Origin of the sequence: Marinobacter sp. es.042 (assembly GCF_900188315.1) — a bacterium.
GTDB lineage: Bacteria > Pseudomonadota > Gammaproteobacteria > Pseudomonadales > Oleiphilaceae > Marinobacter.
Window position 1 is genome coordinate 1834102 of sequence record NZ_LT897781.1, and the last position, 11698, is coordinate 1845799.

General features: G+C 55.6%; 9 protein-coding genes. 5 read left to right on the forward strand and 4 right to left on the reverse strand.

Annotation, left to right across the window (positions count from 1 at the left end):
• Positions 1 to 45: 45 nt before the first annotated feature.
• Positions 46 to 2790 (reverse strand): penicillin acylase family protein, encoded by a 2745-nt coding sequence (locus tag CFB02_RS08650; RefSeq protein WP_227519368.1) that lies wholly within the window; start codon positions 2788 to 2790, stop codon positions 46 to 48.
• Between the two features lie 93 nt (positions 2791 to 2883).
• On the reverse strand, positions 2884 to 4005 hold the full coding sequence (locus tag CFB02_RS08655; protein WP_172835814.1) for a CaiB/BaiF CoA transferase family protein: 1122 nt from the start codon (positions 4003 to 4005) through the stop codon (positions 2884 to 2886).
• Between the two features lie 195 nt (positions 4006 to 4200).
• Between CFB02_RS08655 and CFB02_RS08660 the strand changes: the two genes are divergently transcribed.
• Positions 4201 to 5220, forward strand: a complete 1020-nt coding sequence (locus CFB02_RS08660; RefSeq protein ID WP_088557681.1) for an AraC family transcriptional regulator — start codon at positions 4201 to 4203, stop codon at positions 5218 to 5220.
• A gap of 1 nt (position 5221) precedes the next feature.
• Here the strand turns inward: CFB02_RS08660 and CFB02_RS08665 are convergent, their stop codons facing one another.
• Positions 5222 to 6076, reverse strand: coding sequence for a hypothetical protein (locus CFB02_RS08665; RefSeq protein ID WP_088557682.1), 855 nt, complete (start codon positions 6074 to 6076; stop codon positions 5222 to 5224).
• A gap of 5 nt (positions 6077 to 6081) precedes the next feature.
• Complete coding sequence (gene rmuC / locus CFB02_RS08670; RefSeq protein ID WP_088557683.1) at positions 6082 to 7557, reverse strand: DNA recombination protein RmuC; 1476 nt, start codon at positions 7555 to 7557, stop codon at positions 6082 to 6084.
• Positions 7558 to 7843: 286 nt separating this feature from the next.
• Here rmuC and CFB02_RS08675 point away from each other — a divergent pair, with 286 nt between their 5' ends.
• The 4 genes from CFB02_RS08675 (at position 7844) to CFB02_RS08690 (ending at position 11640) form a co-directional block, all read left to right on the forward strand.
• A complete protein-coding gene (locus CFB02_RS08675; protein WP_088557684.1) occupies positions 7844 to 8233 on the forward strand; it encodes a hypothetical protein in 390 nt (129 codons plus the stop codon).
• A 245-nt stretch (positions 8234 to 8478) separates the two neighbouring features.
• Positions 8479 to 9177 carry an ATP-dependent zinc protease gene (locus CFB02_RS08680; RefSeq protein WP_014576599.1) on the forward strand — a complete coding sequence of 233 codons (699 nt, stop codon included), beginning with the start codon at positions 8479 to 8481 and terminating at the stop codon, positions 9175 to 9177.
• On the forward strand, positions 9174 to 10691 hold the full coding sequence (locus CFB02_RS08685) for an inactive transglutaminase family protein (RefSeq protein ID WP_088557685.1): 1518 nt from the start codon (positions 9174 to 9176) through the stop codon (positions 10689 to 10691). The genes CFB02_RS08680 and CFB02_RS08685 overlap by 4 nt, the downstream gene beginning before the upstream one ends.
• Position 10692: 1 nt before the next feature.
• Complete coding sequence (locus CFB02_RS08690; protein WP_088557686.1) at positions 10693 to 11640, forward strand: alpha-L-glutamate ligase-like protein; 948 nt, start codon at positions 10693 to 10695, stop codon at positions 11638 to 11640.
• Positions 11641 to 11698: the final 58 nt, after the last annotated feature.

Here is an 11698-nt window from a genome sequence, read left to right on the forward strand (position 1 = left end):
CGGAGCCTTCGTGAACGGGCACAGACCGCTGCTCTTGGTTTGCGATCAGTTACTGATGGTAAATTTTCCACCAGTGATCAGGTTCTGCTCAATCTCTTCCTCAGTGAAGAAAAGCTTTCTTGCATCCTTCTGGGAGTAACGAAGGCTCTGATCAACAAAGAAATCAGATTCTGCATCCGTAGATTGTGAATAACTAAGGAGACCGTATGCTTGCGGGCCTTCATCGGTAAACTCCAGGCCGAAATGCCAGCTTGCACCACGGGCAATCGCCCAGCCTTCACTGGAATTGGCGGATAATCCACCGGCAAACCGGAATTCTTCCTCAGATTCGGTCATACCTGTGTATTCTGGGGTGTTTACACGAGGTATCCGGGTGCCCTCTGCAAAATCGCTATCAACAACGCCAATCGCGTTAAACGCACCTTCGACATTTCCGTCGCCACCATGCCATGGAATTCTGGCAGACAGAGCCTGCGCGTTCACCGGATCAACGCCCGGCGGCACGCCTCCGGTTGGCTGGTAATATTGCACATCGCCCAGCGCACTATCGATTGCAATATTGGCGTCCTGCAGCAACACCATGGCCGCAGCCAGAGATTGCAACATGGGATCATCTGCGCTGCCTCTATTGTCTGTTGAAGGATCCGCAGGGGTATTAACCGGATCAGTGGGATCGAACTCCGTTTGCAGGTCATCCGGGAAACTTCGGTTATAGATATCGATAAAGGCCCTGAACAGGTGGGCACCTTTGCTGGTCAAGTCAAATGTTCCGTTCCAGCCATTCAATGCATTACAGCCTGCAGTCACATCCTGTGTACCGGGCGACGTTACCTCGGGATCGGAGGGGAGCAGACCCTGAGGCACGTTGACAGGGCTGGCTACGACGTCGCAGCGTTCCAGCAATTCCGGCAGGAACTGCTCGGCATACCAGGCTCGGTTATTCCAGATTGTATTGATCAGATCCTGCGCACTGAATTTCCCGTCCTGACCTGCTGGTGGTATCGTGTTCGGATCTAGTCCTGGGTCAGTTGGGTTCTGAAGCATCTTGATGCCCAGTCTCGTGCGCATGTTAATGGGCGCGTTCTCCGCACCAAACAATGGTGAAAAGCCAGTGAGAAACTGGTCCGGGTTTGTGGACCAATAGCTGCTGTTGGAGTTCTGAACCCAATCAGTTCTCTGCAACTGCGGTTTATCCTCAAAAGGTACGAGACCCGCGCAATCGCCCTCAACCCAGTCATCCCGTGACTTCGAGCCATCAAGCAGTGTAATGTCACTTTCAAACAACTCATTGAAGTCCGGACTCGCAGTGCGTTTGAACTCCAGGACCGCAAGAGCAGCCTCGGAAAGGTTGGGCACAGAGCTACTATCAATGTAGTAAGCGTTACCCTGGTCATCGGCATAGGTGCTATTCGTCCACAGAGTTGTGCCGCACTCACGAAATACACTCTTAAATTCATCGAGATTAGTCGCCCGACTCATGCCGAGCCAAGTATCCAGCAATCCTGAAGTATTGGCATTGGCATCGCGATAGGTGTAAGCGGCGGATTTCCCGTTAACCAGTCCCGTACCGCCCCACTCCGGAAAAGAGTCGTTCGCCTCATTGGGCGCCAGCATCGGGCCATATTCCGAGAACCAGAAGGTTCTTTCAAAGATCACAGGCTCCGGCGCACCAACGTTAACCTCTATCTGCAGTGTTTTAGAGGTAATTGGTTTTTCCACACCATCCTTGATGTAGGTGAGCGGGTCGCCAGGCTTCAGTTCCAGCTCGTACCAGGTAAAGCGACGACTTGTCGTTACAGTGTGGGACCAGGCCAGATTCTCGTTGAAGTTGATCAGAGGAATGGCCGTGCCAAGAAGGCCGGCACCGTTAACGTTCAAATAACCCGGAACAGTCAGTTGGGTCTGATATAGGCGAAGTTGTCCAGTATAGGGAAAATGGGGATTCGCCAGAAGCGCCCCCTTCCCGCTCTCTGTGAGCTCGGCACCTATACCCCAGGCGTTACTGGCCAGTCCCATATTCGAAAAGCTCTTGATCTCACGAGCATTCCGGCGTGCCGCATCAGCGACTTTGAACTCATACTCCGAGGTTTCGGAACTGCCTGCCAGCGGCTGAGCCGAAACTGGCTCAGCAGATTCTCCTGGAGGAACTGCCGCAAACACCAAACCAGTAGCAAATCGCGCACCGCTGGCAAACTGGCCAACGATTCGATAATGCGCCAACAAGTCTGTGGGCTCAATCTCCATAACCCATGGCTGATCACGACATTCTGCAGGCAATGTTCCTGGATCTGTCTCACTGACGTACTTGTTGTACCCTGCGGTAAACCCTTCAACTAAGGCGCGGCTTTCAGCGCTCAGTTTCGGAAACTCGGCCTTGGCACCGCTGAGTATTTCTTGAGCCTTAAAGCTGAAATCGTTAATTATATTAATATTGTCTTCGCCGGGACCAAAGTACTTGGCGCGCTCACTTCTGGCTTTAATAAAAGACTCTGCCAGCACGCACACGTTATCCTGAGCCTGAACATACCCGTGGCCGAAGGCAGCAGATGCAAGGTTGTCCGCCTTAATGTGCGGAATTCCATTCGTCGTTCTGCGAATTTCCGCTTCAAAATTGCCATCCGCCGGAAAAAGATTAGGGTCTATTCCGGCTTGGGATGATCCAGGCGAGCTGCTGCCATCAAAACACCCCACCAGCAACGAACTGCCAAGCAGAGCGACAGTGAGACTGAGGGCATGTCTGCCACTCGGGGTTTTCCTGAGCTTCATAGTGTATTCCTTGTATTTGTTCACTACGGTTCCACCGTTTCCGGTGACATTTATAAAACTAGCAGAGCCCTCCTTTTCAGCCAGACAAAACTGAACACTTATTCACGTTATTTTCTTCTAAAGAAACTGATCGTTATCAGCTCCGAGCATTTTCCCGATCCGGGACGTTTCCGAGGGCGTTTTCTCAAACTTGATCGGGAACCCGATCTGAGGTTGTTGAGTGCCGTCCCCCCTATCAACACCAATCACCATGCCCCTGGCCTTTAGCTGTGGATGCTCAGCGGCCTCGGAAATGGTCAGAACCGGTTCCACGCAGGCATCCTCGTCGGCAAAAATCTCCTGCCACTCCGCCAGGGGTTTCTCTGCAATCTTTTCTTTCAGAACCCCTTTCAGGTGTTGCTGATGCTCAGGATTCTGGCTCATGGCGAGGCTGGTTACCTCAGAGATCCCCAGGGTGTGGAACAAGCGGGAAGCGAACTGGGGCTCGAGACTGCCAACTGAAAGCCAGCGACCGTCGCGCGTCTGGTAGTAGTCGTAAAAGGAGCCACCGTTCAGCAACGCGCGTTCCGGCTTCTGTTCCTGGCCACCCGCCAGGCAGGCTGCCCCGGCCATGGCGTTCAGCGCAAAGGCCGCATCAGTCATGCTGATATCAACAAACTGCCCTTCCCCGGTCTGCTGTCGGTGGATCACGGCAGCCAGGATGCCCATAACGGCATGATGCGAACCTCCCGCCACATCCGCTATCTGGATACCCATCGGTGGCGGCCCACTGTCTGCACGGCCGCAGTGGCTGCTAACGCCCGCCAGGGAGAGATAATTGATGTCGTGGCCTGCGCGATCCTTGTGAGGGCCGGTCTGGCCATAGCCGGTGATGGAGCAGTAGATCAGGCGAGGGTTTACCGACTTGAGGGCTTCATAGCCGATACCAAGCCGGTCCATCACACCCGGGCGGAATTGCTCGACGACAACGTCGTAGTCTTTGACCAGTTCCAGAACTTTCTCCCGGCTGCCCTCTTCTTTGAGGTTAAGGCCGAGCGACTTCTTGCCACGGTTCAGAAAACCGTGGGCCGTGCTCACCCCTGCATCGTGGGGCGGCATTACCCGGGTCAGATCCACTCTGTCCGGTGCCTCCACACGCAATACATCTGCTCCCATGTCCGCCAGCAGCATGGTGGCGTATGGGCCGGGCAACAAGGTACTGAAATCCAGAACTTTCAGCGAAGTCAGAGGACCCGCCATGATGATCTCCTTTTTATTGTCAGAATGATCCGAATAGCATTCGTTTCCTTCATGCTGCCCGGTTTTGCCAACGGGGCCAACTGCCGGTTCCGTCATTCCGATTGGCCGTTTCTACCAGCCTCTCCGGACGGCTTCGGTTGCATTGTTCTGCCGGGGTTTTATGATGGGTTTCGTTTTTATGGAATGGCGAGCGTGATGTCCGATCTGACGGTTTCGAAGCACTTTGTTCAGGCTGCCCTGGGGGGTGCTGAAAGACTTGGTTTTGATACCCGGGAAATGCTCCGGGAGGCAGGAATCTCGCCCGATCTCCTGCGTATCGAGATGGCCCGGGTCAGCAGCGACCAGTTCAGCCATCTTATGCAGGTGCTCTGGAACCGGATGGGGGACGAGTTTATGGGGCTTGGGCCCAGGCGGGCCCGGACAGGCACCTTCGCCACCATGTGTGCGCTGGTGATTGACTGCCCCAACCTGGAATCGGTGTATCGCCAAGCCTTCCAGTTTTCCCGGCTCTTCGAACCCATGGTGTCGATGGAGCTCGAAATTGGCGAGGACAAAGCCCGACTGGTGGCCCGGATGGAAGGCGAAATTAACGATCCCAGTTTCTTCTTGAGGGAGAGCATCCTCGTAATCTGGCATCGTTTGGGCAGCTGGCTCATCGGGCAACCCATAGAACTGGAAAAGGCAGAGTTCGATTACCCCCGGCCGCCCCACGGCGACGAATACCGGCACATTTTCCACTGCCCCCTGGCGTTCGAATCCGACAGGATTGCCCTCACCTTCGACAAACGCTTCCTGTCTGCGCCAGTTATCCGCGACAAGCCGGAGATGCGGCAATTCCTGAAGACGTCGCCCGCAGACCTGCTGTCCCGGCCTGACGAGAGCAACACCTTTACGGGGCGGATTCGTGCGCTGATCGGGCGAGATTTCTCAAAGCCGTTACCGGATTTCGAATGGATTGCCGCAGAGCTACATACCAGCCCGCAAACGCTGCGGCGCCGGCTGAAGCAGGAAAATACCTCGTTTCAGGAAATCAAGGACCTGCTACGGCGGGATATGGCGATTTACTACTTGAGCCGGCAGGACCTGCCCATCAACGACATCGCGGCCAAGGTTGGCTTCACCGAGCCCTCAACCTTCCACAGGGCATTCAAGAAGTGGACAGGGGTAACGCCCGGCGCATACCGGGAGGGCGAACGCGGCAACCTCCCTAAATGAATCAGGATCCGGACGGTAACTGAAGTGTCCGGATCAACTGCCCCAGCGTCTCAGCAATCTCCTGAACCCGCTCACGGTTCGTGGCCAGTTGAAGCAGGCGGGAGCCATCCCTCGGATCGTAAACCCAGCAGGTCGAAACAGCGGCTTCACACCGCCACTCAACCTGGGGGTTAATGCCAAACACCGACATCGGCTCGGTGCTCCTCAGTATACGGCCATCTTCGGCTCGCCTGATTTCCTGCACCTGAATCTCGTCTCCCTGGGTTCCCAGGCGATATTCCACATCTGCCGGCCGGTCCAGTCGCACCACTGCCTGATCACGGCGCCAGCCTGCGAGTTCAAGAAGGCTGTTGATATGAAGGGTCAAGGCTTCACGGTCTGAATCCGCCAGATAGAGCTTGCGCAGTGACTCAACCCGGCCCTCACCCGCTGGTTCAATAACCGCAACCGGTTCGCTTTCGCCAGCAGCCTGTGGTGCGACGGCGTTCTGCCGCCTGGTCTTCTCGATAGAGGTGATCAGCTGAAGGGACTCCTGATAGTGGGCACCCTCCGCACCCGCCCGGCTTACATAGGTCTCAAGGGCCGACTGGGCCTCGTTCAAATGGGAGGACTGGAGCATCACGCGGCCCCGATAAAAATAGTAGTCTTCCGGCTTTTCCCCCTCCAGTTGCTGCAACCGGTTGAGGTATTCCGCAGCCTCCCCCCAGTTCTCTGCAACAACGGCCTCTTCCGTAGCCAGCATCAGCCTGCGGGTTTCATGTTCGGGCGCCAGCGCCAACGCCGGCCCCGCCAGGAGCACGGAAGCCAGGGCGGCCCCCAGGACAAAACAGCGACCTGTTCCAAATAATACTGCCATGGCATCTACTCCTGCTCGTTATCTGCACCAATCGCCTGCTCCTCAGAATCAGGCCGGTCGTCGTCCCCGGAATGAAGGAATTCGTCGGATTCGTCTACTTCCGCCTGATCCATGATCCCCTTGGGCAATTCTTTCTTGACCCGAACACCCAGCTCAACAAAGCGATTGGCCTGCGAGATCAGGTTACCCCGCCCGCGGGTCAGGGTGTTCATGGCCGAGTCGTAGGTTCCCTGGGCGGTATGCAACTGGGTGCCGAGGCGCTCCATCGCTTCCACGAACACTCTGAGTTTGTCATAAACCGCGCCTGCCCGCTCGGCGATTCGTCGGGCATTCTGGCTCTGACGCTCATAACGCCAGATGTTTTCGATTGTTCTCAATGTTGCCAACAAGGTTGTTGGAGTTACCACAATAATCTTTCGCTCAAAGGCTTCTGCGAAAAGGTTCTCGTCCTGTTGAAACGCCGCCACAAAGGCAGGCTCGATTGGCATGAACAAAAGCACGAAATCCGGCGAATGAAGGCCATGCAGTTGGCTGTAGTCCTTTTCACTCAACGTACGGATGTGATTTCGAACGGCCTCAACATGCTGTTTCAAAGCCTCTTCCCTGACCACGGTATCCTCGTCTTCCGTGACCCACTGCTGGTAAGCCACCAACGACACCTTGGAATCAATGATCAGGTTACGGTTGTCTGGCAGATGCACGATGACATCCGGCCGATACAGCTGATTATCGCTGTCCCGATAACTGCCCTGGGTGTCGTATTCAACCCCCTTACGGAGGCCGGACTTTTCCAGTACACGCTCGAGAATCAGCTCACCCCAGTTGCCCTGGATTTTCTTGTCGCCCTTCAGTGCCCTGGTCAGGTTGGCGGCTTCTTCGGTGATCTGTCGGTTCAGGTCCTGTAGTGATTTGATCTCACTGCGCAGGGCCTGACGGTCCCGGGTTTCATTGGTGTACACGTCCTCGACGCGCTTTCGAAAGTCCTGCAGCTGATCCCTGAACGGATTAAGCAGGGTATCCAGGCTGGTTCTTGTCTGCTGGCTGAAACGCTCACTCTTCTGTTCGAAAATCTTGTTGGCAAGGTTTTCAAACTCCTGCTTCAGGGCGTCACGGTTACGCTCAAGCAGCTCAAGCTTCTCATTGGCTGAACGGCGCTCCTTATCAATTGTCACTTCCTGCTCCCGGAGCGACATGCGGGCCTCACCCAGCGCTTCGGACAGCTCTTCCGCCTTTGCCCTCAGGGTCTGACGTTCGCTTTCCACCTGCGCAACGCGCTCTTTCCGGCTCTCCAGCTCCGACTCAAGCCCGGCCAGTCGGTTCTCGAGGCCTGCGGCATGCTGCCTCCAATGTTCGACGTCCTGCTCAAGTCGACCATTCTTGCCCCAAAGCCCTTTCAGAATGACCAGAAGAATCAAAACAACCATCAGCGCCGCCATCAGATCAGGACGGGACAACATCTGTTCCATGATGGCTTCAGGCACCTGGCAATACTCCTGTTAAAACTCTTATCAGATGAATGAACGGTACGATTCTGCTTGAACACAGTCTAACCCACGCAGGGAACCTTTTGCCCGGCGCACCGTCAAGTTGAGTGGTGCTGCCGGCAAGGACCACGACTGTTTGGCAATAATTCGAAGCCCGGGCATCTAGCTCTGGACGCCCAACGTAATATCGTCTAAAAGGGTAAAATGTTCACCCGCCAAGTGGTTATTACCCTTTGGTAACCGTATGACGGGCACGGACGGGATCAGAAATGGATAACAGATCATGCTGAAAGAATTGTGGCGAAAGCTGGGGGCGGAATTTCTCCACGATGACGACTCCAGTCAGGACAGCCAATCCGGATTGTTCTGTACAGGCGCGTCCGGCAACAAGGAAGCATTCAGAATCCTGACGCACATTACCCACACTGGCGAGTTTCACCTCGAGCGCCTCACCAGCCTGCTTAAAACCCGGTACGGAAAGAGTTTCCGGATGCCTTCCAGCAGTGCCGAAAGCGACGAGATCATCCGGGAGCTGATCAGTTTTGCCGCCCGAATTCAGGATCAGGATGTGCAGCGCGAACTGCTGCTTTTCTACCTCAATTGCTCCCCCGTAATTCAGGAATACCTGCGTGCTGAAACCGTACTCGGTGAAGGACATTTCCTGTCACGGTAAACACTACTGCCCCTTAACCATCTGTAAATCAACCACACAGGTTGGATGTTGTATACTTCCATTCCGTTTTTATCCGGTTTCACATGCACAGACCGTCATCACCGTTCCGACTCGGGTATGACAGGCTGCCAGCTCAGGGGTTATTCATGGGTTTGAAATGTTTTCGGGCTGGACTGCCTAAACCTTCCTTCATCGCACTCGCGGGCATCCTCACACTGACGGGATGTTCGGCAGACCGTTATTTCATGGTTCCCAAAACAGACCTCAATGAGCTTCAGGGATCCGTCAAGAGCCAGCGTGCGACTCTCGTTACCATGGAAGAGAATGCAGCGACTCGACACGAGCAAGCCGTTGCCCAGACCCGCTCATCGACTCAAACCATACTGGACGCGATCGCCACCCAGGTAGAAAAGCCCGAATGTCCGCCCGTTCAGGTCCAGAAGCAGTGCCCCGCAACAGACAACTCAAAAGGCCGCGCTGATCGCCTCAAGGGGAAAGTCATTGTCGGCGAGGTAGAGAATTTCTACCTCGCGGGCCCCGGCTTGATCTACAAAGCTCGAATCGACAGCGGCGCCGAAACTTCCTCCATCGACGCACGCAACATCACCCGGTTTGAACGGGATGGCAGCAACTGGGTGCGTTTTGATGTACCCGTTCCCGGCGCCGACAAATTCGTGACCCTTGAGAAAGAAATCTCCCGTCGTGTCCGGGTTATCCAGGCCAGCGCGGACGAAGCTGAGCGCCGTGTTGTTGTCGAACTCCAGTTCTTTATTGGCGACCATCGGCAGGTAGCCGAGTTCACACTTGCCGACAGAACAAACCTGACCTACGAAGTTCTGATCGGCCGCAATATTCTGCGTGACGTAATGCTGGTCGATGTCGGCAAAGAGTACGCCACCGAATTGCCTGAATCCATCCGCAAAAGCAACGGGAACGAATCGTGACCACCCGCTCGCGCCTGCCGTTTTATATTGCCGTTTTTCTCCTCATCGCAGCGGGCATTTCGCTTGCTGTCTGGAGACACATTGAGCTTGGCATCCCCTGGCTGACAGGCGAGCAGCGTCCTGTCTGGATGGTCGAGGCCCGAATCGATTTTGACGCCGGCGACGGATCAGTGCTTGCCAGCCTCAACATACCCGAGCAACCCCCGGGATTCCGTATCCTTACCGAGCAGGCTGCATCACCTGGCTACGGCTTCTCTATTATCGACAGCTCGGGAAGCCGCCGGGCGGAATGGAGCAAGCGGGAAGTCTCCGGACCGCAGACACTGTATTTCAAAGCCCAGTTTATTCCGGACGCTAATGCCCAACCGGAAATTCCCGCGCGGGAACCGAAAACACCGAGGACCTTTTGGGAAGAACCCGAAGCCACTGCCGTCCAGGAAATACTGGACCAGGCCAGGACCCGTTCAAGTACTCCAGAAAGCATGACCCGAGAGCTTATCCGGCTGATGCAGCCAGACACCCGCACCCAGAACACCACTCTGCTGGTCTCGGAAGAGAACTACCTGGACCTTCTGGTCGATATGCTCAACCATAGCGGTATCGCTGCCAGGATAGCCGACGGCCTCAGGCTAGAGGACGCGCGCCGGCGGCAACAGCTGATGCCCTATCTGCAAATATACAATGGCAAACAGTGGCTCACCTTCAACCCGAAAACCGCTGAACAGGGCGTACCTGACGATCTGTTGCTCTGGCGCCAGGGCTCTGCTTCTTTGCTGGATGTCGTGGGCGGGGAAAACTCCGAAGTGAGCTTCTCCATGCTCCGGCAAACTGTCCCGGCCCTGCAACTGGCGACCATGGAATCCGCCTCCAACGGCCTCGGTTTCCTGAGCTTCTATGAGCTACCCATTGAAGAACAAAGCATGTTCCGGATGCTGCTGTTGCTGCCACTGGGCGCACTCATGGTGGCCTTCATGCGGATCGTCATCGGCATCCGCACCTCTGGCACTTTCATGCCCGTGCTCATCGCCGTGGCCTTCGTCCAGACAACTCTGGTGCCCGGGCTGATTGCTTTCCTGTCGGTTGTCGCCATAGGTCTCCTCATGCGCGGCTATCTGTCCAGTCTCAACCTGTTGCTGGTGTCTCGAATATCCGCCCTGATCATTCTGGTTATTTTCATCACCGCGGGCTTGAGCATTATCGGCTACCAGATGGGATTCAACACCGGCATGACGGTCACTTTCTTCCCGATGGTTATCATTGCCTGGACGATTGAGCGCATGTCCATACTCTGGGAGGAAGAAGGCGCCCACGAGGTCATGGTTCAGGGTGCCGGCAGCCTGTTCGTGGCTATCTGCGCCTATCTGCTGATGAGCGCGCCTCTGGCTGGACATCTGACCTTCAACTTCCCGGAGCTGCATCTCGTGATCCTCGGGCTGATCCTGTTGATGGGCCAATACACCGGCTACAAGCTCAGCGAGCTGCGACGGTTCACGCCAATGAAGGCGTACGACTGATATGAACTGGATTTCACCGCGATCTCTCAAGAGGCTCGGGATGCTCAATATGAACCGGAGAAATGTCGACTACATTAGCCGGTACAATGAGCGTTCGTCGTACCCTCTGGTGGACAACAAGCTGAAAACCAAGCTGGTGGTTGCCGAATACGGGGTAAAAACGCCCAAGCTGCTTCAGATTGTCCGCCAACAGCATGAAATATCCCACTTCCGGGAGATGGCTGAAGACCTTGAGGGCTTTGCGATAAAACCGGCGAAGGGGTCTGGCGGCAAAGGCATTACGGTGATTACCGGGCGCGATGGTGATGACTACATCAAGGCTTCCGGTTCCCGTGTCGATTCTTCATTCCTTGAGCGTCACCTGACCAATATTCTGGCCGGCCTCTACTCTCTCGCAGGCACTCCGGACGTTGCGATTGTCGAGAACCTGGTGGAATCCGCTCCTTCACTGGCAAAGTATTCGCATCAGGGTGTGCCCGACATCCGTATTGTGGTGTTCCAGGGTTACCCCGTGATGGCCATGCTGAGACTGGCTACAACCGCATCGGACGGTAAAGCCAATCTGCATCAGGGAGCTGTAGGCGTTGGTCTTGATATCGGTTCTGGCCGAAGTCTGAACGCAGTTCAGTTCAACCGTCCCATTACCCTTCACCCGGATACCGGTCTTGCTCTGGAAAACATCCAGATTGAAGCCTGGGACGAGATGCTGGAAATGGCCTCTCGTTGCTACGAGGCAACCGGACTCGGCTACATGGGGGTTGACCTGGTGGTCGACGCCAACGAAGGGCCGTTACTACTGGAGCTGAACGCGCGCCCCGGACTCGCCATTCAGATGGCAAACGGTCGGGGTCTGCTGCCCCGCCTGCGAGCCATCGAAGCGCTGAAACGCCCGCACTTCACACCACTGGAGCGTTCCCGTTTCGCCATGGACACGTTTGCCAGTTCCTGAGTGCTTCCAGACATAAAAAAACCGGGGCCGAGGCCCCGGTTTTTTTATTTTCAAAGCG

What these genes read in the sequence shown, in the direction of transcription:
- CFB02_RS08680 (WP_014576599.1), top strand. Translation starts at nt 8,479, where the DNA reads ATGGTTCCCAAAACAGACCTCAATGAGCTTCAGGGATCCGTCAAGAGC.
- CFB02_RS08660 (WP_088557681.1), top strand. Translation starts at nt 4,201, where the DNA reads ATGTCCGATCTGACGGTTTCGAAGCACTTTGTTCAGGCTGCCCTGGGG.
- CFB02_RS08655 (WP_172835814.1), bottom strand. Translation starts at nt 4,005, where the DNA reads ATGGCGGGTCCTCTGACTTCGCTGAAAGTTCTGGATTTCAGTACCTTG.
- CFB02_RS08690 (WP_088557686.1), top strand. Translation starts at nt 10,693, where the DNA reads ATGAACTGGATTTCACCGCGATCTCTCAAGAGGCTCGGGATGCTCAAT.
- CFB02_RS08665 (WP_088557682.1), bottom strand. Translation starts at nt 6,076, where the DNA reads ATGGCAGTATTATTTGGAACAGGTCGCTGTTTTGTCCTGGGGGCCGCC.
- CFB02_RS08675 (WP_088557684.1), top strand. Translation starts at nt 7,844, where the DNA reads ATGCTGAAAGAATTGTGGCGAAAGCTGGGGGCGGAATTTCTCCACGAT.